This is a genomic window from Ideonella sp. (assembly GCF_036277275.1).
GTDB lineage: Bacteria > Pseudomonadota > Gammaproteobacteria > Burkholderiales > Burkholderiaceae_C > Ideonella.
Genome location: NZ_DASUNH010000027.1, coordinates 70,401 through 96,053, shown reverse-complemented (window position 1 = coordinate 96,053; position 25,653 = coordinate 70,401). Strand labels below are relative to the sequence as shown.

Annotated in this window: 22 protein-coding genes; 1 reads left to right on the top strand and 21 read right to left on the bottom strand. The window is 67.3% G+C overall.

Annotated elements, in window-relative coordinates; translation table 11 throughout:
• From VFY73_RS06470 to VFY73_RS06370, 21 genes are all read right to left on the bottom strand, one after another.
• Positions 1 to 2,816 (bottom strand): KAP family P-loop NTPase fold protein (locus tag VFY73_RS06470; protein ID WP_329717105.1); only part of this gene is annotated, 2,816 nt, incomplete at its 3' end.
• A gap of 103 nt (positions 2,817 to 2,919) precedes the next feature.
• A complete protein-coding gene (locus VFY73_RS06465) occupies positions 2,920 to 3,300 on the bottom strand; it encodes a polyhydroxyalkanoate granule-associated phasin (RefSeq protein ID WP_329717104.1) in 381 nt (126 codons plus the stop codon).
• A gap of 26 nt (positions 3,301 to 3,326) precedes the next feature.
• Positions 3,327 to 4,040 carry an MgtC/SapB family protein gene (locus VFY73_RS06460; protein ID WP_329717103.1) on the bottom strand — a complete coding sequence of 238 codons (714 nt, stop codon included), beginning with the start codon at positions 4,038 to 4,040 and terminating at the stop codon, positions 3,327 to 3,329.
• A 173-nt stretch (positions 4,041 to 4,213) separates the two neighbouring features.
• Entirely contained in the window at positions 4,214 to 4,735 is a 522-nt protein-coding gene (locus VFY73_RS06455; protein ID WP_329717102.1) for a class IV adenylate cyclase, read from the bottom strand.
• 6 nt (positions 4,736 to 4,741) lie between these two features.
• Positions 4,742 to 5,200 carry an MOSC domain-containing protein gene (locus VFY73_RS06450; RefSeq protein WP_329717101.1) on the bottom strand — a complete coding sequence of 153 codons (459 nt, stop codon included), beginning with the start codon at positions 5,198 to 5,200 and terminating at the stop codon, positions 4,742 to 4,744.
• Between the two features lie 138 nt (positions 5,201 to 5,338).
• A complete protein-coding gene (gene clsB / locus VFY73_RS06445) occupies positions 5,339 to 6,625 on the bottom strand; it encodes a cardiolipin synthase ClsB (protein ID WP_329717100.1) in 1,287 nt (428 codons plus the stop codon).
• The gene (locus VFY73_RS06440) at positions 6,622 to 7,434 is read right to left on the bottom strand and encodes an endonuclease/exonuclease/phosphatase family protein (RefSeq protein ID WP_414654414.1); all 813 of its coding nucleotides are present in this window, start codon (positions 7,432 to 7,434) and stop codon (positions 6,622 to 6,624) included. The genes clsB and VFY73_RS06440 overlap by 4 nt, the downstream gene beginning before the upstream one ends.
• A complete protein-coding gene (gene nudB / locus VFY73_RS06435; protein ID WP_329717098.1) occupies positions 7,431 to 7,922 on the bottom strand; it encodes a dihydroneopterin triphosphate diphosphatase in 492 nt (163 codons plus the stop codon). The genes VFY73_RS06440 and nudB overlap by 4 nt, the downstream gene beginning before the upstream one ends.
• A gap of 168 nt (positions 7,923 to 8,090) precedes the next feature.
• Positions 8,091 to 9,881 (bottom strand): aspartate--tRNA ligase, encoded by a 1,791-nt coding sequence (gene aspS, locus VFY73_RS06430; protein WP_329717097.1) that lies wholly within the window; start codon positions 9,879 to 9,881, stop codon positions 8,091 to 8,093.
• A 145-nt stretch (positions 9,882 to 10,026) separates the two neighbouring features.
• Positions 10,027 to 10,698, bottom strand: a complete 672-nt coding sequence (locus tag VFY73_RS06425; protein WP_329717096.1) for a DUF502 domain-containing protein — start codon at positions 10,696 to 10,698, stop codon at positions 10,027 to 10,029.
• Between the two features lie 36 nt (positions 10,699 to 10,734).
• Complete coding sequence (locus VFY73_RS06420) at positions 10,735 to 11,064, bottom strand: FmdB family zinc ribbon protein (protein ID WP_329717095.1); 330 nt, start codon at positions 11,062 to 11,064, stop codon at positions 10,735 to 10,737.
• 95 nt (positions 11,065 to 11,159) lie between these two features.
• Complete coding sequence (locus VFY73_RS06415; protein ID WP_329717094.1) at positions 11,160 to 12,614, bottom strand: sodium:solute symporter family protein; 1,455 nt, start codon at positions 12,612 to 12,614, stop codon at positions 11,160 to 11,162.
• Positions 12,615 to 12,681: 67 nt separating this feature from the next.
• The gene (gene ubiB, locus VFY73_RS06410) at positions 12,682 to 14,247 is read right to left on the bottom strand and encodes a ubiquinone biosynthesis regulatory protein kinase UbiB (RefSeq protein ID WP_329717093.1); all 1,566 of its coding nucleotides are present in this window, start codon (positions 14,245 to 14,247) and stop codon (positions 12,682 to 12,684) included.
• Positions 14,248 to 14,261: 14 nt separating this feature from the next.
• The gene (locus tag VFY73_RS06405; protein WP_329717092.1) at positions 14,262 to 14,783 is read right to left on the bottom strand and encodes a hypothetical protein; all 522 of its coding nucleotides are present in this window, start codon (positions 14,781 to 14,783) and stop codon (positions 14,262 to 14,264) included.
• 125 nt (positions 14,784 to 14,908) lie between these two features.
• The gene (gene galE, locus VFY73_RS06400) at positions 14,909 to 15,925 is read right to left on the bottom strand and encodes a UDP-glucose 4-epimerase GalE (protein WP_329717091.1); all 1,017 of its coding nucleotides are present in this window, start codon (positions 15,923 to 15,925) and stop codon (positions 14,909 to 14,911) included.
• Between the two features lie 25 nt (positions 15,926 to 15,950).
• Positions 15,951 to 16,937, bottom strand: coding sequence for a VirK/YbjX family protein (locus VFY73_RS06395; protein WP_329717090.1), 987 nt, complete (start codon positions 16,935 to 16,937; stop codon positions 15,951 to 15,953).
• A 56-nt stretch (positions 16,938 to 16,993) separates the two neighbouring features.
• On the bottom strand, positions 16,994 to 17,725 hold the full coding sequence (ubiE, locus tag VFY73_RS06390) for a bifunctional demethylmenaquinone methyltransferase/2-methoxy-6-polyprenyl-1,4-benzoquinol methylase UbiE (RefSeq protein WP_329717089.1): 732 nt from the start codon (positions 17,723 to 17,725) through the stop codon (positions 16,994 to 16,996).
• 39 nt (positions 17,726 to 17,764) lie between these two features.
• Positions 17,765 to 18,175, bottom strand: a complete 411-nt coding sequence (locus VFY73_RS06385; protein ID WP_329717088.1) for a DUF971 domain-containing protein — start codon at positions 18,173 to 18,175, stop codon at positions 17,765 to 17,767.
• 19 nt (positions 18,176 to 18,194) lie between these two features.
• Positions 18,195 to 19,562, bottom strand: coding sequence for a hypothetical protein (locus tag VFY73_RS06380; protein ID WP_329717087.1), 1,368 nt, complete (start codon positions 19,560 to 19,562; stop codon positions 18,195 to 18,197).
• 43 nt (positions 19,563 to 19,605) lie between these two features.
• A complete protein-coding gene (locus VFY73_RS06375; RefSeq protein WP_329717086.1) occupies positions 19,606 to 20,079 on the bottom strand; it encodes an HIT family protein in 474 nt (157 codons plus the stop codon).
• On the bottom strand, positions 20,079 to 23,996 hold the full coding sequence (locus tag VFY73_RS06370) for an FAD/FMN-binding oxidoreductase (protein WP_329717085.1): 3,918 nt from the start codon (positions 23,994 to 23,996) through the stop codon (positions 20,079 to 20,081). The genes VFY73_RS06375 and VFY73_RS06370 overlap by 1 nt, the downstream gene beginning before the upstream one ends.
• A gap of 323 nt (positions 23,997 to 24,319) precedes the next feature.
• Between VFY73_RS06370 and ugpB the strand changes: the two genes are divergently transcribed.
• On the top strand, positions 24,320 to 25,630 hold the full coding sequence (gene ugpB / locus VFY73_RS06365; RefSeq protein WP_329717084.1) for a sn-glycerol-3-phosphate ABC transporter substrate-binding protein UgpB: 1,311 nt from the start codon (positions 24,320 to 24,322) through the stop codon (positions 25,628 to 25,630).
• Positions 25,631 to 25,653 lie beyond the last annotated feature (23 nt).

The following is a 25,653-nucleotide window of genomic DNA, read 5'->3' as shown; positions in this document are numbered from 1 at the left end:
GGCTCGGTGGGTGAGGTCTTGCCACGCGTGGTGATGCGCACGAAACCAGGTACGGGCTCTTCTGTCGGCGTGCTCGTGCGCAGCGGCTCATCGTCGGACGGCCGCACCTGCGCTCGCCGCCGCGGCAACCAGGCCAAGTCGGGGTCGAAGTCGAAGCGAGGGTCGCCCACTGCGCCCAACTGATCGGTCGCCATGGAGCGCAAGGGCAATGGCACAGCAACATCGTTGACGATGCTCAGCAACCCATGTCGCAGTGCTTCGAGCGCCGGGCCCAGGCCCAAGGCCTGGTCGAGGCGGTGGACGGCCAGCGCGGCATAAGGTTGGACGATCTCGATGCAGGCTTCCGGCGCCATCACCGGCAACTCCGGCGGCGCAAAGCCGGGCCAGGGTTTGGCGCTTTCAACCGTGACCGCGTCGAGGAACGGCGCCAGCGCCGCGAGCGCTTCGAGCGCGCGGCGGTCGTCCAGGTTCGCGTCTTCTCGCAAGGCGGCAGCGAACCGCATCACTGCCCCAGCATCGATCAACTCGCCCGGCTGCAAACCCAGGCGATCCGGCAGTGCGGCGCGGGTCGACGCGTCCGAGCTGCCCAACAGTTCCAGCAATTGGCCCGAGGACACCTGCCGCACCGGCCGTGCTGCGCGCGTCTTGGCAGCAGCCATGGCCGGCCGAGAGGCCGGCGAATCCGCGCCGAACCACTCATCCAGGCCGGCGACGGCGGGCTCGGTCACCGGCGGCCCCACCGCGGCCCCGACCGGTGGCCCCGTGGCGGGGACTGGCGCAGCGGCCGGCGTGGGAACCACAGGCGCGGCACTCGGCGTCGCCATCAGCTGGTCACTGAACAGGTTCAGGTACTCCTGCAACCGCGGCACCGCGCCCGCGGTCCAGCCGGTGGCGTAGGCCATCGCACCACCCAGCCGCAGCGGCGCGAAGGCGTGGCGTTGCATTTCGCGAAAGCCGCTCAATGCGGCGGCCAGCGGCAGGCGGACCTGCTCGACCGAGTAGCGGTCGCTGGCCGACAGCTGCGTGCGGCCGAGGTAGTCGCCCCACAGATCCCGCTGCGGGCTGAATGGCAGCGGCAGGGTGGGCGCGGACGCTGCGCCCGGCGGTGGCGGCTGCTGCGGCGTCCCGGCTTCCGACCCCAGCGCGACCCAGCGGTACAGGTCGGCATCGGACACTTCCAGCGTCATCAACTGGTCGCCCGCCGTCTTCTGCCAGATGAACACCGGGTTGCGCGCCTGGTCCTGCACCAGGTAGGCCCGCATCCAGTGGCCGAACAGCTCGGGCCGGCGGCGCAGCAGGCGGAAGATCTCGGGCGCGAACAGCTGCAGCAACACGCAGCACAACACCATGCGCGCATCGGCGGCGTTGCCGGTGGCCGCAAAGCCGGTCGGCGGCGGCTGGATCGGCGTGCCGCGGGCGGTGAACAGCTGCTGGAACTGGTGCATCAGTTCCAGCGTTCGGCCGAGCTTGCGCGGCACGAAGGCGTCGAAGCTGTCCAGCAGCAGGTGCACCAGCGGCGAGGCCTGCAGCTCGCCGGTGGCCGGGTCCGGCACGAACCACAGGCGCACCGGCGTGCCGGCCGCGGCCGTCGGATCGCTCGCGGTCGGCGCGAGCAGTCGCTCTTCCTGCCGGCGCAGAAACTCCACCGCCTGGGCCCGCGTCAGCTGCGGCAGCCGGAACGGCAGGTGGACGATCTTTTCCAGGTACTCGAAGCCGGTGATCGGCATCTCGGGCTTGGCGTTCTGGAAGCGGTACTCGCGGTAGCGGTAACTGATGCCGCGCTCGATCACCTCGTCGTCGAGCGCGATCACGAAGGCGAAGCTCTCGACATTGAGCACGGTCTTGATCACCTCGAGCACCTCGACTGCCTTTTCCGGCAGGCAGCGGTCGAGATCGTCGACGAAGACGACGAAGTTCAGGTGGATGTCGTGGCGCAGCGATTCATGCCCCAGTCGCTTGGCGACGTCGCGGCCGATGTGCGTCAGCTCGCTGAGGTAACGGTGCACGTTGTAGTAGTAGCGGCCATCGGCGGTGGCCTCCGGCGTGGTCCGGGCCAGCACCTCGGCGGACTTGCCGAACAGGCGTTCGCGCAGGCTGGGGTCTTTGGCGGCGGCTTTCCCAGCCGCCTCGTCGCTCTCTTGCGCACCCGGCAGGAACTTCGCCGCCGTCTGTTCGACCCACGTCAGCGAGCGCTCGGCAGCCACGCCAAAGCCGAAGTAGCCGGCGGCCAAGCTCGCGGTCGTCTTGACCAGCCCGTTGCCCGCCACTTGGTGCGCGATCCTGGCCGCGGCCTGGAACGTGGCCGCCACCTGCTTCACCCGTTCGACTGTCGCGTTGACCTCTTCGCCACGATCCGCCAGCAGTTGCCTGGCCAGTTCGTCGATCGAAGCGGCGCCGCCCAGGGTACGCTGCACGGCTTCAGCCAGGTGCATCAGCAAGGGCACCGCCAGGTGCGGCTCATGCTCGTATTTCCAGGGGTGGAACCAGACCGGCACCGTCAACCGCAAGGCCGGGCTGGTTTCATAGGCGTGCGGATCGCGCACCCGCTGGGCACAGTCCTCCGCGTTCTGGCGCGCGGCCAGCTGGTACATCAGCTCCAGCAGCCGGCTCTTGCCGACGCCCCACTCGCCGTAGACCCCGACAACCAGCGGGTCGCCTGTCGGCAGGTCGCGGCCATCGGGCTTCTTCGCCGCCACCACCGCGCTGCGCGCATCGCTGTCGAGGGCAAAGTTGTGCACGATGCGTGCCCAAAGCGCATCGGCATAACGTTGGTAACCCAGCCAATCGCGCGGCTCGCCGGCTTGGGGGACAGGCACAGGGGACACAGCCTGCATCGACACTCCCGCGCCCTGGGATGGGCGTGGCGCGGATTCTGGGATCAGCCGGCCGGCGCTGCAATGGCCGGCAGGCCCGCGGCCCCTAGAACTTGACCCGTGCCAGCCGCTTCGCGTTGGCCACCGCCCGCCGGCGCACCGGCGCCAAGCCGCTGCCCAGCACATCCACCGCGGCGCGGTGCGCGCCCTGGCGGCTCCAGGGCGACATCGCCAGCCCGAACACCGACAACCAGAGCTGCTGCTGGATGCGCCACATGGCCCAGCCCATCGCGGCCCAGGACTCGAAGAAGGCCGTGGTCTTCTCATTGCTCATCAACGCGAACTCCTTGCGGTCGCGCGCCGACGGGCTGTGGCCGGCAGCGGCCATGCGCCAGACGCGGTGCGCCACCACCTGGGGCACCGCGAGCGCCAGCTCGGTGGCCTGGGTGGCCAATGCAGCCTTGGAACGGGTGCGGCGCGCGGCCATGGAACTTCTCCAGTTGAACCCACCGGTCAGTCACCGGTCGGCGAGATTCGGAATGCACGCACGTCGGTGCGTTCACGCAACGCCGCGGCCAGCTTGGGGATGTTTTGCTGCCGCGAAGTCCGCAGCACCATGCGGTACTCGAAGTTGGGCTCGTCGTCGTACGCGCGGTAGCTCATCTGCGCGACCGCGAAGCCATGCCCCTTCAGGAAGGCCCGCAACTCGGCCTCGGACAGCACCTGGTCGCGCTGGAAGCGCACGAAGTGGTGCGCGTAGTAGTGCGACGGCAAGCGGTCCTCGATCCAGCGGAACAACGACAGTGTCAGCAGCGTCAGCATCGTGGCGAAAGCCGCCGGGCCGTAGAAGCCGATGCCGATCAGGATACCGATCGCGGCGGTGATCCAGATCGACGCCGCCGTCGTCAGCCCGCGCACCGACAGACCATCCTTGAAGATCACCCCGGCGCCCAGGAAGCCGATACCGGTCATGATGCCCTGCGCCATGCGGGTGGGGTCGGTGCGGAAGCTTTCCTGCGCCTCGGTGGGCAGCCACTGTTCCTGGAACATCGGCACCGCCATCAGAACGCTCGACGCGAGCGCCACCAGCGCGTGGGTGCGAAACCCCGCCGGGCGGCCGTGAAAGCTGCGCTCCAAGCCGATCACACCCCCGGCCGCCAAGGCGCCGACCAGGTGCAGTGCGATCCTCAGGAAATCACCCCCCATCGACCAATCGGGCCAGATCATGCGGCGCCTTTTTGTGACTGTGCCAAGTTGCTTCTACCTCCTCGGCGACAACTGGGCAAGAGGCATGCCCTGGTTTTGGCCGTGTCAGAGCGGCGCGCATCGGCATCGCCATGCACCGCCAGCTTCGCCGCATCGTCGCCGGCGCGAGACCGGCGGACGGCGCCATGTCCTGCTCATGCCGGGTCGATCCGGGCCAGCAGGTCAAGGTAGGCGCCTTCGACCAGGGCCGAGGGTTCGATGCCCAGTTGGGCCATCAGGGCATGGGCTTCCTGTATGCCGGCATCGGCCGGCTCATCGTCGCGCAGCACCACCTCGAGCTCCATGAAGTCGCCCAGCCCTTCAACCTCGTCCAGGTGCACCCGCGTGCGTCCCACGAGCAGCAGCAGGCGCCGCTTGCGCACCCGACCGACCTGGCCCCAGGCCAGCGTCAGCGCTTCGCGCAGCGTGTCGGGCGACATGGTCGGCGAAAGCATGTAGAACGATTCCTTCGGCCCTTGCTGGTTGGCACGCTGGTAGAAGATCAGTTCGCCGCGCTCGGCAGAAAACGCGCGCAGCTTGAGCCGGCCGTTCGGGCAGCCGAAGAAAGTGTCGTCTTGCCGAATCTCCGTCGGCACCTGTCCGGCCAGCGCTTCGGCACGCGGCAGCAACTGCTGCACACTGGCAATGCGGGCCTTGATCTCGATGTTGCGTGCCATGGCCGCTCAACCCAGTGGGCGCAGCACCGCGCCGCGTTCGATCAGCCCGTCGCTGAGCACGTCGGCCCGCAGCCCCCCGCGTTGCACCAGGCGCTTGACGACCTGAGCCGGCGTGAGCGAATCGCCGGCCAGGGCCTGCCCCATCCCCATGCAAGGCTCGCACAGCTCGACGCCGCGCAGGCGCACCTCGCCGACCAGGAATTCGCGCCCGACCAGTTCGTTCAGTCGCACGCCGCGGGTGACGAGGTTGCGGTGCGTGACCGACAGGTCGATCGGACGCTGATGCTCGTTCAGGAACGCCTCGATCTCTTCGGCTTCGATGAGCGTCAGGTTCTGCCCGGGCTCGTCGTGGCGGTCGAAGTAGCGATCGCCCTCGATGCCTTTGCCGGCGAGCACGCAGATGCGCTCGCACGCTTGTTGCGGGCCACCCGACTCGGTGGCAAGGAAGATGTGTTCGATGTTCATGGCGGGCAGTGGCTCCTTCGCGAGGCGCCGACTTTACTGTGGGCGCTCGTTGAGCAGGCTGCGCCCCGCGCGCTGCGTCATTCACCGTGGGGATACCGAGCTGCTCATGCCGCCAGGCCGGGGCCCGGCAGGGCCTGCTCAGTAGCGCCCGCTCAAGCCCGCCATGCGCAGGTACCAATGCGCCACCCAGGCCACGAAGCCGCGGCCCAGCACGGCGAACGCACCCTTCTGAAAGGGCGCCACGGTGATCTGGCGCGACTGTGCCAACGCGGTCTCGAAGGCCCGTGCCAGCTCGGCGGCGAAGCCCTCGTCGAGGATCGCGACGTTGGCTTCCAGGTTCAGCAACAGCGACAGCGGGTCGATGTTCGAACTGCCGAGCGTGGCCCAGCCTTCGTCGACCACCGCCGCCTTGGCATGCAGGAAGGCCGGCTGGTACTCGTGGATGTGCACGCCTTCGGCCAGCAGCTCGTCGTACAGCACCCGCGCCGCCAAGCCGGCAAAGCGGTAGTCGACCTTGCCTTGCAGCAGCAGGCGAACGCGAACGCCTCGGCGCGCCGCCTTGATCAAGGCGCGACGAAACGAGCGACCCGGGTAGAAGTAGGGGCAGACCAGGTCGACCCGCCGCACCGCGTTGCGGATCGACTCGATGTAGGCCCGCTCGATCGAGCGCCGCTGGCGCAGGTTGTCGCGCACCAGGAAGGCCGCACGCACCGGGTGCGGGTCATCGACGCTGGGTGGGGCCTGCGCGGGCAGGATGCGCAGCCGGCTGAGCAGGCGCCGCGCCTGCGTCAACGGCTCGGCGCTGCGCGCCACCGACAGCACCTCGGCCCGCCAGTCGTGGCCGAAGACCGCACGGGTCCACATCGCGCGCACCGTCTGCTCGATCGGTGCGACCACCGGGCCCCGCAGCGCCACCGCGAAGTCCAGCCGCGGCGCGTCGCCGAAGCCGTGGCTCAGGTCATTGCGGTCGTCGATGATGTTGATGCCGCCAACGAAACCGTGCGTGCCATCGACCACGCACAGCTTGGTGTGCAGGCGCCGCAGCTGGCCGGGCTGAAACCAGTTCCACCAGCGCTCGACGGGACGGAAGACAGCCAGCGACACCCCGCTGCCGGCCAGCCAGCGCTGCAGCTGCGGCAACGCACGGTGGGTACCGAACCCATCGACCACCAGCCGCACCCGCACGCCGCGGCGCGAGGCCCGAACCAGCGCCCGGGCCACGCCTTCGCCCGCGGTGTCATGGTGAAAGATGTAGGTGGCCAGCCAGACCTCGTGCAGCGCCGCGTCGATGGCAGCGATCAGCGCGGGGAAGTACTCGTCGCCACCGCGCAGCAACTGCGCGTCGTTGCCACCGAGGAACTGGGGCTGGGGCAACGCATACCAGGCCGCGGGGTGGCTGCGCCCCTCGTCGCTGGTCCCAGTCACGCGGACTCCAGCTCCACCACCAGCGGCAAATGGTCGGACATGCGGGCCCAGGCCGCGCCACGCGGCACCATCGTCGACAGGCAACGAAAGCCGCGCATGTAGACGCGGTCCAGCGCAAACACCGGGACGCGTGACGGGAAGGTGACGCGGGCACCCGGCTGGCCCGCGGGCGCGATGGCGCGCTGCAAGCCGGCGTCCACCATCAGGCCGTCCAGCCGCTCGCCCCAGTCGTTGAAGTCGCCTGCCACCAGCACCGGCTCGCCGTCCGGCACCTCGGCCGCGATGAACTCGGCCAGACGCTGCACCTGCCGCACCCGGCTGGAGTGGATCAAGCCGAAATGGGCCACCACGGCGTGGAACTTCAGGCCCTGCCAGGTCACCGGTACGTGCAACAAGCCACGCTGCTCGAAGCGATGGTCCGACACATCGTGGTGGCCGATGTCGCCGATCGGCCAGCGCGACAACAGGGCATTGCCATGTTCGCCGTGGCGGGTGACCGCGTTGGTGCGGTAGGCTGATTCATAGCCCTGCGGTGCCAGGAATTCGGCCTGGCCGCCATCGGGCCAACCGAGGTGGGTCTGGTCGAAGTGGCGCGCCTCTCGGGCGTGGAACAGGCGCACCTCCTGCAGGAACACCAGGTCCGCGTCCAGCGCCTCGATGCCCAGGCCGAGGTTGTGGATCTCCAGCCGCTTGCGCAGCCCCATGCCCCGCACGCCCTTGTGGATGTTGTAGGTCGCCACGCGCAGCACCTGGGTGCTGTAGACGGTGCTGGGGCCGAGGCCCCCGGGGCGCGTCACGCGGCTGTTCATGTTTGCGGTACCCCGACGAACCGTGGCAGCAGCAGGATCGCCTCGGCGTTGGACGGCGAGAAGCAGCGATCGGCCGCCTCGCGCCATGGCAGCCAGCAGTGGCCCGTGTGTTCACGCGGCGCCAGGCGAACCGGCGTGCCCGCCGGCACGGTCAGGCCGAAGACATGCTCGGTGTTGTGGGTCACGCCTGGTTCATAGCGATGCCGCCAACGAGGGTAGATCTCGTAGTGGTTGGCGAGGTTCCAGTCAACCAGCGCATCGGCCGGCACCGCGGCGCTGCCGATCATGATGCCGGTTTCTTCGGCCACTTCGCGGGCGCAAGTGAGTGCCAACGGTTCGTCGACCAGGTCTTTCGAGCCGGTCACGCTTTGCCAGAAACCCGGGGCATCGGCGCGCTCGATCAGCAGCACCTCCAAGGCCGGTGTGTGGATGACGACGAGCACCGACTCGGGGATCTTGAACGGGCCCGCCACGGCATCAGCTTGCATGCATCGATGGTAGTGCAGCCGGGCCTGGCCATGCGGTGCCGCGGGTGGCTGCCGTGGCGTCGCCGCTGCGCCGACCCTGTGCCAGGATCCCGGCGACCAAGCACCGTGCCTCGGCCAGCATGAAAAAGGGCCCCGAGGGGCCCTATGGCGTCAAGCGAACCGGCTCGATCAGCCCGCTGCCACCGCGTTGCGCAGCCGGATGTGCAGCTCGCGCAGCTGCTTCTCGTCGACCGCGCTCGGCGCGCCGGTCAGCAGGCACTGGGCCCGCTGGGTCTTCGGGAAGGCGATCACGTCGCGGATCGAATCGGCCTTGGTCATCATCGTGACGATGCGGTCCAGGCCGAAGGCCAGGCCACCGTGCGGCGGCGCGCCGTACTGCAGCGCGTCGAGCAGGAAGCCGAACTTCTGCTGCGCCTCTTCCGGGCCGATCTTCAGCGCGCTGAAGACCTTGCTCTGCACCTCGGCGCGGTGGATACGCACCGAGCCGCCGCCGAGCTCCCAGCCATTCAGCACCATGTCATAGGCCTTGGCGATGCAGGCGCCAGGGTCGGTGTCCATCAGGTCCTCGTGGCCGTCCTTCGGCGCGGTGAACGGGTGGTGTACCGCGTTCCAGCGGTCGCCTTCCTCGTCATGCTCGAACATCGGGAAGTCGACCACCCACAGCGGCGCCCACTTGTCCTCGAACAGGCCATGGGTGCGGCCGAACTCGCTGTGGCCGACCTTCACGCGCAGCGCGCCGATCGCATCGTTGACGACCTTGGCCTTGTCGGCGCCGAAGAAGATCAGGTCGCCGTTGCAGGCACCGGTGCGCGCGATGATCTCGGCCAGCGCCGCGTCGTGCAGGTTCTTCACCACCGGCGATTGCAGGCCCTCGCGGCCCTTGGCAACGTCATTGACCTTGATCCACGCCAGGCCCTTGGCGCCGTAGATCTTGACGAACTCGGTGTAACCATCGATCTCGCCACGGCTCATCTCGCCGCCGCCGGGCACCTTCAGCGCGACGACGCGGCCGCCCTTGGTCGTGGCTGGGGTCGAGAAGACCTTGAAGTCGACGTCCTTCATCACATCGGTCAGCTCGGTGAACTTGAGCTTGACGCGCAGGTCGGGCTTGTCCGAGCCGTACTGGTGCATCGCGTCGGCGTAGGTCATCACCGGGTAGCCCGGCAGGTCGACGCCGATGGTGTTGCGGAACACCGTGCGGATCATCCCTTCGAACATGCCGCGGATCTCTTCCTCGTTCAGGAACGAGGTCTCGATATCGATCTGCGTGAACTCGGGCTGGCGGTCGGCGCGCAGGTCTTCGTCGCGGAAGCACTTGGTGATCTGGTAGTAGCGGTCGAAGCCGGCCACCATCAGCAGCTGCTTGAACAGCTGCGGCGACTGCGGCAGCGCGAAGAAGTGGCCGTCGTGCACGCGGCTGGGCACCAGGTAGTCGCGCGCGCCTTCGGGCGTGCTCTTCGTCAGCATCGGGGTTTCGATGTCGACGAAGCCGTTCGCGTCGAGGAACTTGCGCACCTCCATCGCGACGCGGTAGCGCAGCATCAGGTTCTTCTGCATCTGCGGGCGGCGCAGGTCCAGCACGCGGTGCGTCAGGCGCGTGGTTTCCGACAGGTTCTCGTCGTCAAGCTGGAACGGCGGCGTGACCGACGGGTTCAGCACTTCGAGCTCATGGCACAGCACCTCGACCTTGCCGCTGGCGAGGTTGGTGTTCTCCTTGTCGGCCGGGCGGGCGCGCACGAGGCCGACGACCTTGAGGCAGAACTCGTTGCGCACGCCTTCGGCCGTCTTGAACATCTCGGGTCGATCGGGGTCGCAGACGATCTGCACGTGGCCTTCACGGTCGCGCAGTTCGATGAAGATCACTCCGCCGTGGTCGCGGCGGCGGTGGGCCCAGCCCATCAGGGTCACGGTCTGGCCCATCAGCGCTTCGCTGACCAGGCCGCAGTAGGTGGTTCTCATGGATGCACTCCGGTGCTTCTTGGTGTCTGTGGTCGCGCCCGCATGAATGAGCGTCGGCGCGCGGGGATGCGGTGGAACCCGCGATTGAAGGCTGTCGGGGCGGGGTGGTCAACCCTCAGGACTGAGCGCCGGACGCGGCGGCTGCTCAGCCCGCCCGATTGGGGTCGGCCCCCTCCGGCAGGAGGATGCCTGCCGGGGTGGCGTGCAATGGCGGCACCACCACGCCCATCGAGATGATGTATTTCAAGGCCTCGTCGACGCTCATGTCCAGCGCGTGGACAGCCGAGCGCGGCATCATCAGGAAGAAGCCCGAGGTCGGATTCGGGGTCGTCGGCACGTACAGGCTGACGTGCTCGGTCTGCAGCTTGTCGGCCACTTCGCCGCCGGGCTTGCCGGTGACGAAGGCGATCGTCCACGAGCCGGCATGCGGGTACTGCACCAGCACCGCTTCGCGAAAGGCGTTGCCGTTGCTGGAGAAGAGCGTGTCGGAGACCTGCTTGACCGAGCTGTAGATCGACCGGACGATGGGAATGCGGTTCATCAGCGCATCCCACTGCTTCAGCCACCACTGACCGAACAGGTTGGTGACGAAGACGCCGGTGATGAACATCAGGGCCACCATCACCACCACACCCAGGCCCGGCCATTGGCCCAGCGCCTGCAGTGTCTCGGCGGCGCCCACCGGCAGCACGGCCTGGGCGAGCCGCAGAAATCCCTTGAACATGCCGTCCAGCAGCCCCTGGACCCACAGCAACACCCAGATGGTGATGGCCAGGGGCATCCAGGTCAGCAGGCCGGCGATGAGGTATTTTTTCAAGCGATGGTCCGGGGCGTGACGGGCGTGGCCGGCGACTCAGTGGCAGGCGCAGGAGCCGCCGCAGGGGGTGCCGCCGCCCGTGGCCGCGGCCGGGCTGGCGCTCGCGGCGGCCGCCGGCGCGCTATCGCCGCCGGCGGCGGGGCTGTCGGTCTTGGCGGCCGGGGCCGCAGCGCTGCCGCTGCTGTTGTTGCGGAAGTCGGTCGCGTACCAGCCCGAGCCCTTGAGCTGGAAGCCGGCGGCGGTGATTTGCTTGGCGAATTGCTCGGCCCCGCAGGCCGGGCATTGCGTCAGCGGCGAGTCGGACAACTTTTGCAGCACATCACGCGAATGGCCGCAGGCCGCGCAGCGATAAGCGTAAATAGGCATGACCAAACCCTTGATTCAAAACAGGAAATTATAAGCGGGTGCCTCCTGGCACCCGCCCGGCGCACCGCCTCATGTAGAGCGTGGCCGTGTATTTTTCAAGCGACGTGGGTCTGAGCTTGTTCGTGCCGGCTCTTCAACACCTGGGGTGCGAGCGAGCCGGCAACCATGCCCACCAGCGCCGCCAGCAGCCCCGCCAACTGGCCGGGGAAGTGCTCGCCCAACGTGGACACCTGCGGGAAGAACACCAGCCAGGTGCCGATGCCCAGCACCAGCGACAGGATCGCTCCCTGGGTGCTGGCACGCTTCCAGTACAGGCCCATCACCAGCGGCACGAAGGCCCCGACCAGGGTGACCTGGTAGGCGGCCGACACCAAGTCGTAGATCGGCGTGCCCTTCATCGCGATCGCGTACAACAACACCAGGCCGGCGAAGATGACGATCGTCACCCGCATTGCGAGCAGCTGTTCGCGGTCCTTCATGCCCGGGCGCAGGTTCTTCAGGATGTTTTCGACGAAGCTGGTCGACGGCGCCAGCAGCGTGGCCGACGAGGTGCTCTTGATCGCCGACAGCAGCGCGCCGAAGAACAGGATCTGCATGATCAGCGGCATCTTCGTCAGCACAAAGGTTGGCAGCAGGCGCTGGTAGTCGTTCTGCGCCATGTCCAGCGCACTGTCGCCCATCACCACCACCGCGCTGGCGACGATGAACATCGGTACGAAGGCGAACAGGATGTAGCTGACGCCGCCGATCATCGCGCCCCGGCGAGCGGCCTTTTCGTCCTTGGCCGACATCACGCGCTGGAATACGTCCTGCTGAGGGATGCTGCCCAGCATCATCGTCAACGCGGCGCCGACGAACATCGCGATGTCGGTGAAGGTCGGTGGCGGCAGGAACTTGAACAGGTCGGCATTGCTGGCCATCGCCAGCACCTGGTCGGAGCCGCCGGCCAGGTCGCTGGCGAAGATCGCGATGATCGACAGGCCGATCACCAGCACGATCATCTGGATGAAGTCGGTCCAGGCGACGGCGAGGAAGCCACCGATCACGACGTAGACCAACACCGCCAGCGTGCCGACGATCATGCCGGCGGTCTCGCTCATCGCGCCGTTGGTCAGCACCGAGAACACCAGCCCGAGCGCGGTGATCTGCGCCGCCACCCAGCCCAGGTAGCTGAGGATGATGGCCGAGGAACAGAAGACCTCGATCCCCTTGCCGTAGCGCTGGCGGTAGAAGTCGCCGATGGTCAGCAGGTTCTGGCGGTACAGCTTGGCAGCGAAGAAGGCGCCCACCAGCACCAGGCACATGCCGGCGCCGAACGGGTCTTCGACGACCGCACCCAGCCCGCTCTGCACGAACTTGGCCGGAATGCCCATCACCGTTTCGGCGCCGAACCAGGTGGCGAAGGTGGTTGTGACGACCATGATCAGCGGCAACCTTCGGCCGGCGATGGCGAAGTCACTGGTGTTCTTGATCCGCGTGCCGGCCCAGACGCCCAGCGCCAAGGTGCCAGCCAGGTACAGCACGACAAAGGTGATCAGGATGGTGTTCATGGGCTCGAAGCAATAAACAGCTGCACAGCGCCGGGCATTATCGGGCCGGCAACACCGGCCGCCGTGCTCAGAAGCCCCGGTTGACCAGCACGATGCGCGCGACCACCGCACCGACCAGGAAGCCCAGCAAGCCCCAGGTCAGGCCACCCAGCAAGCGGTTGGTGCGGCGCTGCTCACGTAGCAGCTCGGTCAGCACGGCGGTCTGCTCGTCCGGCCGCTCGGCGACGCGATGCGACAGTGCATCGTGCAGCAGGCGGGGCAGCTCGGGCAGCAGCTTGGCGTAGTGCGGCGCTTCGTCCTGGAGGCGGCGCCACAGCGCCCGTGGCCCGATCTGCTCGTCCATCCAGCGTTCCAGGAACGGCTTGGCCGTCGTCCACAGATCCAGGTCGGGATCAAGCTGGCGGCCGAGGCCCTCGACGTTCAGCAGCGTCTTTTGCAGCAGCACCAGTTGTGGCTGGATCTCGACATTGAAGCGCCGCGAGGTCTGGAACAAGCGCATCAATACCTGGCCGAGCGAAATCTCCTTCAACGGCCGGTCGAACTGCGGTTCGCAGACCGCGCGAATCGCGCCCTCGAGCGCGTCGATGCGGGTGTTCGGCGGCACCCAGCCCGATTCGACATGCAACTGGGCCACACGCTTGTAGTCGCGGCGGAAGAAGGCGATGAAGTTCTGCGCCAGGTATTCCTTGTCGGCGTCGGTCAGCGTGCCGATGATGCCGAAGTCCAGCGCGATGTAGCGGCCGAAGGTGGCCGGCGCGACGCTGACCTGGATGTTGCCCGGGTGCATGTCGGCATGGAAGAAGCCGTCGCGAAACACCTGGGTGAAGAAGATCGTGACGCCGTCGCGGGCCAGCTTCTTGATGTCGACGCCGGCCTCGCGCAAGCGGCCCACCTGGCTGACCGGCAGGCCCTTCATCCGCTCCATCACGCAGACGTTGCGGGTGCACAGGTCCCAGTGCATCTCGGGCACCAGGATCAGCGGCAGGTCGGCCATGTTGCGCCGCAGCTGCGCCGCGTTGGCGGCCTCGCGCACCAGGTCGAGCTCATCGTGCAGGTAGACGTCGAATTCGGACACCACCTCGCGCGGGCGCAGGCGCCGGCCATCGGCCGAGATGCGCTCGACCCAGCGCGCCAGCATGTGCAGGATCGCCAGGTCGTCGTCGATCACCGCCAACATGCCGGGACGCAGCACCTTGACGGCCACCTCGCGGCCATCGAGCAAGGTGGCGAAGTGCACCTGCGCCACCGAAGCGCTGGCCACCGGCACGTCGTCGAACAACGCGAACACCGTGTCCAGCGGGCGGCGCAGCTCGGCCTCGATGATCGCCCGCGCCTGGTCGGCCGGGAACGGCGGCACCCGGTCCTGCAACTTGGCCAGTTCGTCGGCCACGTCCAGCGGCAACAGGTCGCGCCGGGTCGACAGCACCTGGCCGAACTTGATGAAGATCGGGCCCAGGTGCTCCAGCGCCATCCGCAGGCGCACGCCCCGCGGCAGGCTGAAGCTGCGGCCCAGCGTCAGCACGCCGGTCAGCGCACGGATGCGGCGCTGGCGAAAGCCCGACAGCGCCAGCTCGTCGATGCCGTAGCGCAGCAGCGTGAAGACGATGCGGACCAGCCGCAGGACGAAGCGCATGCGGCCGCCGAGCCCTAAGGCTTGCGCCAGACGCTGGCTGCGCCCTGGGCCAAGGTGCGCGCGGTCGCCGCCAGCTTGTCGCCCACCTGGGCCAGGCCACCGGCCACCAGCGGGCCGAAGACACGCTCGATGTCGGCCGCGATGTCCCAGCGCACGTTGGCGACGACCCAGTTCATGTCCGACGCCAGCGCCACGTCGCCTTCGATCTGCAGCGGCGGCAGTTCGCCGCTGGCAACGCGGCGGGCAGCGTCCATCGGGTGGGCGGCGTCGACCCGCAGACGCAGGTCTACCTCGGGTTCAGCGCCGCCGACCACGACGGCTGCTTCGAACAGGCCGGCCGGCGTGATGCGCAAGGCCAGCGGCGGGGGCGGCGGCAACGGCACACGCCAGTTGTCGACCTCGATGCGCAGCACGCGGCCGGCGTGGGTCTTCAGCCGCTCAGTGGCCGCCGGCGCGCTTTGCAGCACGTGGTTGGCCAGCAGGATGAAGCGGTCGGTCGCCGCGGGCAGCAGCAGCTCCGTCACAGGGTTTGCCATGAAGCGGATTGTAGGAGCCGGTCCATGGCTCGCCACCCAGGAAACGAAAGGCTGCTCCGGGCCTCTTGATCCAGCCAGCGCCTTGCGGCCGGCACCAGCGGCAGCGGCTCGCTCGGCGTGGGCTGTCAGCAGCCGAATCCGCTCGGATTGGCCTGCTGCCAGCGCCAGCTGTCGGCGCACATCGTGTCCAGATCACGACGGGTCTGCCAGCCGAGCTTCTCGCGCGCCAGGGTCGCATCGGCCCAGAAACCGGCCAGGTCGCCAGGCCGGCGATCGACGATGCGGTAAGGCACGGTGCGACCGCTGGCGCGCTCGAACGCGCGCACCAGTTCGAGCACGCTGTGGCCGCGCCCGGCACCCAGGTTCACCGTCAACGACTGACGCTGATCGAGCAGGTAGCGAAGCGCAGCGACATGCCCTTCGGCCAGATCGACCACGTGCAGGTAGTCGCGCACGCCGGTGCCGTCGACCGTGTCGTAGTCGCCACCGAACACCTGCAGAAACTCGCGCCGACCCACCGCGACCTGGGTCACGTAGGGCATCAGATTGTTCGGCACCCCCCGCGGGTCTTCGCCGATGCGGCCGCTTTCGTGCGCGCCGACCGGGTTGAAGTAGCGCAGCCACGCGATCTTCCAGGCCGGGTCGGACGCCTCGAGGTCGCGCAGGATCTGCTCGCCATAGAGCTTGGTGCGACCGTAGACGTTGATGGCCGACAACGGGTGGGCCTCGTCGTACGGCAGGTATTGCGGGGCGCCGTAGACGGTGGCGCTGGAGCTGAAGACCATCGTCTTCACGCCATGCCGGCGCATCGCTTCGCAGGTGGTCACCAGGCCGCCCAGGTTGTTGGCGTAGTAGGCCAGCGGCTGCTCGCCGGATTCGCCCACCGCCTTGAACGCGGCGAAGTGCACCACCGCATCGATGCGGTGGCGGTTGAAGATCGCCTCCATGGCGGCGGCGTCAGCGACGCTGGCGCGCTCGAACACCGGTGCGGCCCCGCCCAGTTCGTGCAAGCGCTTGAGCACCTCGGGCGAACTGTTTGAGAAATCGTCCAGGCCGACGACGGCGAAGCCCGCAGCCTGCAAAGCGAGCCAGGTATGCGAGCCGATGTAACCGGTCGCGCCGGTCAACAGAACAGTGGTCATGGGTCGGGCAGCGCCCGGCCGCAGGTCAAAGTGCCGGTTCGCTCTGCAATTGTGCAGGAGGCCGATTGGCCGCTGCCACCGCTTGAATGCGCTGGCGCAGCTGGGTCAACATGTCGTAGCGGCGGCGATACATCGCGCGCTTCTTGGCAGGAATGCTGTCCAGCGGACGAGGGTTGAAGGCCGTCTCGATCGCGAAGAAACCGTCGACCGTTTCGACACCACCACGATCGCGCCAGATCTCGTCGTAGTCGGCGGTCGGGATGTTCTTGTCGTAGCGCGCGAATATCCGCGCATGGCGATGATGACGGTAGAAATCACTGATCGCATGGACACGCTCGATGCCCATTGCCTCGGCCAGGAACAGCGTGGCCAGCAGCACCAGATCGCGCGGGCGGCATCCGTGCAGGCGCTTGGTCAGCTCGGCGTAGCGCTCGCTGATGCCTTCGGTCGAGCGGCCCTGGATGGCGCCGAGGTACATCGTCGGCTGGCCTTTGCGGCGACCGATCGAGAACGCGACCGAGTACAGCCGCATGTTGCCTTCGAACAGGCTCAGCGTGAGTTCACCCTCCTGCGCCATCCAATCGGGTTGGTCCAGTTGCAGCGACAAGCCCTCTTCGGCCGCGCCGATCGTGGCCAGCAGCTCCCGCGTGCCGATGGGCACCTGCAACCACGGCTGACGTTCAATGTGGCGGTAGTGCGAGACCACGGTCTCGACGCGATGACGGATCGACCACGCGCGGTGAAGGTAAGGCCACGCCAGGATGTGGACCATGTTCTTGCGCGCCTGCATGACCTTGCCCAGTTGGGACTGCGGCGGCACGTGGCGCAGCGCACGCCATTCGCGGCGGTGCGTCCAGGCCTGCCAGGCGAAGCGCACGCGACGCAGCAGCGACAGCGGGCTCATCGAGGGGTAGGCCTGGCGGGCGTTTTGCCAGATCATCATCCACACCGCCAACACCGGTTCGACGAAACTCGGCACGCCGGTCAGCTCGCTGGGTGCAAAGGCAGACATCAAGCCCAACGCCTGCCACCCGCCGAAGGTGGCTTGCTGCCGGCCGCGGCGCGGCGTCAACACTTGATGCCGACGTGCAGGGCCACCACGCCGCCGGTCAAGTTGTGCACGTCCACATGGCCGAAGCCGGCGGTCTTCATCATCGATTTCAGGGTCGCCTGGTCCGGGTGCATGCGGATCGACTCGGCCAGGTAACGGTAGCTGTCCGCATCGCCGGCCACCCACTGGCCCAGTTTCGGCAGCACCTTGAACGAGTACCAGTCGTACGGCTTCTGCAGCGGCGCGGCGACCTTGGAGAACTCGAGCACCAACAGCCGGCCGCCTTCGCGCAGCACCCGTGCCATTTCCGCCAGCGCCTGCTCCTTGTGGGTCATGTTGCGCAGGCCGAAGGCGACGCTGACGAGATCGAAGCTGCCGTTGCGAAACGGCAGTTGCTCGGCGTCACAAATCGAGGTGGGCAGCGCCAGCCCATCGTCGAGCAGCCGGTCGCGCCCGGTGCGCAACATGGCCTCGTTGATGTCGGTGTGGACCACCTGGCCGCTGGGCCCGACCTGCCGTGCAAAGGCTTTGGCCAGATCGCCGGTGCCGCCCGCGATGTCCAGCACCCTGTCGCCTTCGCGCAGGTTGGCCACCGCCACGGTGTAGGCCTTCCATGCGCGGTGCATGCCCATGGACATCAGGTCGTTCATCACGTCGTATTTCGACGCGACCGAATCGAACACGCCTTTGACGCGCTGGGCTTTCTCGCCCTCGTCGACGCGTTGGTAACCGAAATGGGTTTGAGACATCTGTTCCCTCCAGCCCGGATGCTGGCATTCCTGTTCAGGTCAGTGGTGACCGCATGTTCCGCCGCCCTTGGCGGGCATCGGCAAATCGCGTTCCACCCCGGCCTCTTTGAGTCTTTGCTCGTAGCGCGCCCAGTAGTCGGCTTCCTCTGCCCCCAGACGGTACAGCAACTCCCAGGTGAAGATGCCTGTGTCGTGCCCATCGGAAAAATGGGGCTGGACCGCATAGTGGCCAACCGGCTCGATCGCGTCGATCCCTACGTTGCGCTTCCCGGTCTGCAGCACTTCCTGGCCGGGCCCGTGGCCCTGGACCTCGGCAGACGGCGAAAAGACCCGCATCAGCTCGAACGGGATGCGGAACGTGCGCCCATCGTCAAAAGTGATCTCGAGGACTCGAGAGCTTTGGTGAACGGTGAGACCGGTGGGTTGGGGTTGGTGTGCAGCGGTGGTCATCGTGCTCGACAGCCTGTGCTCAGCGCAGGCCAATGTCCATGACGCCCTCGGCCAATCCGTCGGCAGCGCCCACCATCAGCATCAGCGCGTCGTTCTGGCCCAGGTAGATCGGGGCGGCATCGCTGGTCCGGTTGCCGCGGCGCAAGCCGGTCGGACCGGCATCGCTCAGCGGCACCAGGTCGGCCGCATCGCTGACGGCGCTGCCGTCGGTGAGCGTGCCGGTGAAGGCGTAGCGCGCATCGGTCAGCGTCGTCGTGCCCCAGGCGCTGTCGGTGTTGCTGGTGGCGAAACTGCCACCGGCCAGCCCGACGGTGTCAGCCAGGCCGACGCGGAAATTGCGGCTGGTCGAATCGGCGGCGTCCTCGGCACGCAACAGGACCAGCAAGTCGCCGGATTGGGCCATGCGGAAGTTGATGAGGTCTCCATGGTCCCGATCCACGCCGGTGATTTCGGTGCCTCGCACGGTCAAGGTGTAGGTGTACAGGAAGTCGGCCGGGCACTGGTCAACCCGGATCGGCAACGGCGCCCGGCAGCTGCGCAGCACGCCGTCGCCGAAGGTCGACGGCACGGCGGCGGACTCCGGCACGTCGTTGCGACGCAGGTTCACACCCAGGACATTGAAGCTCTTTCCGGCCAACCCGGGCAAATCGGTGTTGAAGACGCGGGCGCCGACAAAGGGCCGCACACCATGGTCGTAGACGTGGCCGCTGTCCTTCAGATCGAAATTGAAGCCGCCGACGACCAGGTCTTGCGCCATGCGAAAGCGTGCGGTGCCTTCAAACACGTAGCTGAGGCCATCGGCGTCTCGCATGAAGTTGCCCGACTTGTCCATCTGCAGGCCCGCCATCCGGTAGGTCATCCGGTTGAAATCGAGCGTCAGCGCGTATTGCCTGCCGTTGCTGCCGTACGCCGTGTAGGTGCCATTGCGCAGATCCAGCACGGTGGTCGTCGACTCGCCGGTGTCGTTGGCATGGTTCTCGTCAGCGGCCGCCACGGCTGTCATCGAGCTGGTCACCGACCCGATCTGGTCGGCCGCGCTCGATACACCAATACGGAACACCAGGCCGCCACCCGCCGGCAAACTGTCCACCGTCATCGACTGGCCCAGCGCGGCTGGGCAGGAGGCCCCGCCGGTCGATACGCAGGTGATGCTGCCGAATGTGGCCGGGCCGCTGAGGTGGTGCGTCAGCGCCACGTCGGTCGCCTCCGCCGGCCCTTCGTTGGCCACCGTGACAACGAAGCTCATGCTCTCGCCGGCATGAACCTCGGCTGTTCCGCTGCTGTTGACCGAAATATCCGCGTTGTCACCGAGGTCGGTCGACCCGTCCGAGCCCCCGCAGGCAACCAGGGTCAGGGCAAGAAGCAAGGCAGTGGCAACGCGGATCATGGCGGGTGCAGGCAAGAGAAAGAGGCCGCAGCGCGAACGCGCGCTACCCCCCGATGCTACCCAAGCCCCGCGTCATGGTTGCCACCGAGTGCCGGATCAACTCGTCAAGCTTGTTCAGCGGCTGGCGCAAGCGCACGCCCGCAGGCGGCGACGGCTCGCGCTGGCGCGCGCCCCAGATCGGCTGCGGAAAGTGGCTGTCCCAATCAAAGCGGGCAATCACGTGCCAGTGCAGGTGCGGCACCATGTTGCCGAGCGCTGCCAGGTTGATCTTGGTCGGCGCCAGTTCATCGCGCAACACGCGCTCCACCGACACCACCACCCCCAGGCAGTGGGCCAGGTCATCGTCCGACAGGTCACTCAGTTCGGCCACGTGGTCGCGCCAGATCACGCGGTAAAAGGCTGGAAACTCCGGTGCATCCAGCACCCGCACCACGCGCAGCCGCGCATCGGCAGCGACTTCGGCCCAAGCGGCCGAAGCGCCGGCGGCGCACAGCTCGCACCCTGCGACCGCCGCCATCAGACCAGTACCCGCTCGATGCCGCCGGCGTTGGCGCGCTCGACATAGCGCTCCATCCAGTCTTCGCCCAGGATCTTGCGCGCCATCTCGACGACGATGTAGTCGGCTTCGAGCAGGCCGTTCTGCAGGTCGTCACCATAGCGCGACAGGCCCTGCAGGCAGCTCGGGCAGGACGTGAGGATCTTCAGGTCGTCCTTCGGACCCACCGCGCCGGAGCCGCGCAGCTGCGCTTCGGTCTTGCGCAGCTCTTCTTCCTTGCGAAAGCGCACCTGGGTCGCGATGTCCGGCCGGCTGACGCCCAGCGTGCCGGACTCGCCGCAACAGCGTTCGCTCTTGACCACGCCATCGCCCATCAGCGCCTTGACCGTCTTCATCGGCTCCTGCAGCTTCATCGGGCTGTGGCAGGGGTCGTGGTAGAGGTAGGTGCCGCCGCCAGGCAGCGTGATGCCCTTTTCGAGCAGGAACTCGTGGATGTCGATGATGCGACAGCCGGGGAAGATCTCTTCGAACTTGTAGCCCTGCAGCTGGTCGTAGCAAGTGCCGCAGGACACGACCACCGTCTTGATGTCCAGGTAGTTCAGCGTGTTGGCCACGCGGTGGAACAGCACCCGGTTGTCGGTGATGATCTTCTCGGCCTTGTCGAACTGGCCCGAGCCGCGCTGCGGGTAGCCGCAGCACAAGTAACCCGGCGGCAGCACCGTCTGCACTCCGGCCTGCCACAGCATCGCCTGGGTCGCCAGGCCGACCTGGCTGAACAAACGCTCCGAGCCGCAGCCGGGGAAGTAGAAGACCGCTTCGGTCTCGGCCGTCGTCGATGCCGGGTCGCGGATGATCGGGACGTAGTGCTTGTCCTCGATGTCCAGCAGGGCCCGCGCCGTCTTCTTCGGCAGGCCGCCCGGCATCTTCTTGTTGATGAAGTGGATGACCTGCTCTTTGATCGGCGCGTTGCCCACCGTGGCCGGCGGTGCGCTGGTCTGCTTGCGGGCGGCGAGCTTCAGCACATCGTGCGCGATGCGCTGGGCCTTCATGCCCACGCCCACCATCGCCGTGCGGGCGAACTTGATGGTCTGCGGGTTGGTCGCGTTGAGCATGAACATCGCCGCCGCATTGCCGGGGCGGAAGGTCTTCTGCCCCATCTTGCGCAGCAGGTTGCGCATGTTCATCGACACGTCGCCGAAGTCGATCTTCACCGGACAGGGTGACAAGCACTTGTGGCAGACCGTGCAATGATCGGCCACGTCCTCGAACTCTTCCCAGTGCTTGATCGACACGCCGCGGCGCGTCTGCTCTTCGTAGAGGAAGGCCTCGACCAGCAGCGAAGTCGCGAGGATCTTGTTGCGCGGGCTGTACAGCAGGTTGGCGCGCGGCACGTGCGTGGCGCAGACCGGTTTGCACTTGCCGCAGCGCAGGCAGTCCTTGACCGAGTTCGCGATCTCGCCGATGTCGCTCTGCTGCATGATCAGCGACTCGTGCCCCATCAGCCCGAAGCTGGGCGTGTAGGCGCGCGACAGATCGGCCGCATGCACGTCGTCGCCCAGGCGCTGCAAGGCTTCCCCGCGCAGCAGCTTGCCCTTGTTGAAGCGACCTTCGGGGTCCACGCGCTGCTTGTAGGCGGTGAAGTTGGCCAGCTCGTCGTCGGTCAGGAACTCGAGCTTGGTGATGCCGATACCGTGTTCGCCGGAGATCACGCCGTCGAGCGAACGGGCCAGCACCATGATGCGCGCGACCGCCTCGTGCGCGGTCTGCAGCATCTCGTAGTTGTCGGAGTTGACGGGGATGTTGGTGTGCACATTGCCGTCGCCGGCGTGCATGTGCAGTGCCACCCAGACGCGGCCCTTCAGCACCTCCTGGTGGATACGCTTGCACTCTTCGAGCAACGGCGTAAAGGCCGCACCGGCGAACAGCGACTGGAACGGCTTCAGGATCTGCCGCTTCCACGAAGCGCGCAACGAACCGTCCTGGATCTGGTCGAAGAAACTGCGCTGGATGTCGGCTTGCACCACGTCCAGCCCCTGCAGCCAACCCAGCCACAGTGCACGCACCTCGCGCAGCAGCGCCAACGATTGCTGCACCCGGTCTTCCAGCAACTCGGCGCTGGGGATCTCGCCGGCATCGTCGGTCTTGCCCAAGGGCAGCTTGCCGTGCAGGAAGAAATCTTCCAGCCGGTCGACCAGCGCCAGCTTGTTGCGCAGGCTCAGCTCGATGTTGATGCGCTCGATGCCCAGCGTGTATTCGCCCATGCGCTCGAGCGGGATCACGACATCTTCGTTGACCTTGAAGGCGTTGGTGTGCTTGCTGATCGCCGCGGTGCGCTTGCGATCGAGCCAGAATTTCTTGCGCGCATCGGGGGAGACAGCCACGAAGCCTTCGCCCGAGCGGCCGTTGGCCAGGCGGATCACCTCGCTGGTGGCCCGCGCGACCGCATCGGCATCGTCGCCGACGATGTCGCCCACCAGCACCATCTTCGGCAGGCCGGCGCGCTTGCTCTTGGTTGCGTAGCCCACCGCCTTCAGATAACGATCGTCCAGGTGCTCCAACCCGGCGAGGATGGCGCCGCCCGGGCGCTTCATCTCGTCGAACATGAAGTCCTTGATTTCGACGATCGACGGCACGCAGTCCTTCGGGTTGCCGAAGAACTCGAGGCAGACGGTGCGGGTGTGCGCGGGCATGCGGTGCACGACCCAGCGGGCCGAGGTGATCAGCCCATCGCAGCCCTCTTTCTGGATGCCTGGCAGGCCGGCGAGAAACTTGTCCGTGACGTCCTTGCCCAGCCCTTCCTTGCGGAAGACACGGCCCGGAATGTCCAGCCGCTCGGTGCGCTCGAGCTTCTTGCCCGAGGCATCGAAGTGGCGCAACTCGAAGCTCGCCACCTCGACATCGTGGATCTTGCCCAGGTTGTGGTTCAGCCGCACCACCTCGAGCCAGGTCGCTTGCGGCGTCACCATCCGCCAGCTGGCCAGGTTGTCGAGCGCGGTCCCCCACAGCACCGCCTTCTTGCCACCCGCGTTCATCGCGACGTTGCCGCCGACGCAACTGGCCTCGGCCGAGGTCGGATCGACCGCGAACACATGGCCGCCACGCTCAGCCGCGTCGGCCACACGCTGGGTGACCACACCGGCCTCGGTCCAGATGGTCGGCACGGGCTTCTCGACGCCCGGCAAGGCGACCAGCTCGACCTCGGTCATCGCTTCGAGCTTCTCGGTGTTGATGACCGCGCTCTTCCACGTCAGCGGCACGGCACCGCCGGTGTAGCCGGTGCCGCCGCCGCGCGGGATGATCGTCAGGTCGAGCTCGATGCAGGCCTTGACCAAGCCGGCCATCTCGGCCTCGGTATCGGGCGTCAACACAACGAACGGGTACTCGACGCGCCAGTCGGTCGCGTCGGTCACGTGCGACACGCGCGACAGGCCGTCGAACTTGATGTTGTCCTTCGCCGTGTGCTTGCCCAGCACCTTGCGCGTGCGCTGGCGCAGGTCCCACACCTCGGAAAAGCGCCTGGCAAAACGCTCCACCGCATCGCGGGCCGCCGCCAGCAACTCGCCGACATGAGCATCGCGCTGGGCGTCGTCGGCCGGCGTGCGCCGCTTCTCGACCTCGGCCAGCCGGTGCTGCAATGCGGCAATCAGCAAGCCCCGCCGCTTCGGATTGTCCAGCAGGTCGTCTTCGAGGTACGGGTTGCGCTGCACGACCCAGATGTCGCCCAGCACTTCGTACAGCATGCGGGCCGAGCGCCCGGTACGGCGCTCTTCGCGCAGCCGGTCGAGGATCGCCCAGGCGCGCTCACCCAGCAACCGCTGCACGATCTCGCGATCGGACAACGACGTGTAGTTGTACGGAATCTCGCGCAGACGGGGCGCGTCGGCGTCGGTCGTCTGCAGGGCAGTCGCCTGCAGGTTCACGGGGATAGGAGCGTTCATCGGCCTGGGGCGAGCCGGCGGTCAGGCCTTGGGGGAGGCCATCCCGCCGAGAATGGTGATCACACGCGGGAGCGCCAGGGTGTGACGCAGCAGGGATGTTACCGCAGGGCCACCAATCCCCAGGATCCGCAAGGGCAGCGGCGCGGCGGGGCGGTGGCAGTTGCCCGGCTTGTCGGGCCTGCCATGCCCAGCGCGTCGGCGTCCGCCGCGCACCACGCGAGGGCTTGCCCTCTTGCCACGGTGCATGGGCTTGTGACAGAAACCGGACTGTCACATGGGCCGGCCACACTGCCGGCCTGCCCCTTCACCACTTTGGAGACTCCATGCGTCCATTGCTTGCCGCCACCCTTGCTTCGGCCCTGCTCGCCACTGCCGGCTCTGCCCAGGCCCAGGTCGAAGTTCAGTGGTGGCACTCGATGGGCGGCGCGCTGGGGGAGTGGGTCAACGACCTGGCCAAGGATTTCAACGCCAGCCAGAAGGACTACAAGGTCACGCCGACCTTCAAGGGCTCTTACGATGAGTCGATGACGGCGGCCATCGCGGCCTACCGCGCCGGCAACGCGCCGCACATCCTGCAGGTGTTCGAGGTCGGCACCGCCACCATGATGGCCAGCAAGGGTGCGATCAAGCCGGTGGCCGAGGTGATGAAGGAAGGCGACCAGAAGTTCGACCAGGACGCCTACGTGCCGGCCGTGGCCGGCTACTACACCGCGCCGAACGGCCAGATGCTGAGCTTCCCGTTCAACAGCTCGACGCCGGTCTTCCACTACAACAAGGATGCCTTCAAGGCCGCCGGGCTGGATCCGGACAAGCCGCCCACCACCTGGCCCGAGGTCGCCCTGGCCGCCGCCAAGCTCAAGGCCGGCGGCCACAAGTGCCCGTTCACGACCAGCTGGATCAGCTGGACGCAGCTGGAAACCTTCTCGGCCTGGCACAACACCCTGTTCGCGACCAAGAACAACGGCTTTGGCGGCCTGGACACGCGGCTGGCGTTCAACACGCCGCTGCACCTGCGCCACATCGAAAACCTGGCCAACATGGCCAAGCAGGGTCTGTTCATCTACAAGGGCCGCGGCAACGCGGCGGATGCGGTCTTCGTTTCCGGCGAGTGCGCGATGATGACCGGCTCGTCGGCGCTGTATGGCAACATCAAGCGCAACGCCAAGTTCGCCGCCGGCATCGGCACCCTGCCCTACTACCCCGATGTGACCGGCGCGCCACAGAACACCGTCATCGGCGGCGCGAGCCTGTGGGCGATGTCCGGCAAGAAGCCGGCTGAATACAAGGCGGTGGCCGCGTTCTTCAGCTACCTGTCGCAGCCCGAAGTGGCGGCCAAGAGCCACCAGCGCACCGGCTACCTGCCTGTCACCAAGGCCTCGTTCGAGCTCACCGACAAGTCGGGCTTCTACAAGGAGAACCCAGGCACCGATGTCTCGGTGACCCAGATGATCCGCAAGACCACCGACAAGTCGCGCGGCGTGCGCCTGGGCAACTTCGTGCAGATCCGGACCATCGTCGATGAGGAGATGGAAGGCGTCTGGTCCGGCAAGAAGACGCCGAAGGAAGCCATCGACGCCGCGATCAAGCGCGGCAACGAGCAGCTGGAGCGCTTCGAGAAATCGGCCAGGCCGTGAGTTCGCCGGACCGGGTGGGCGCT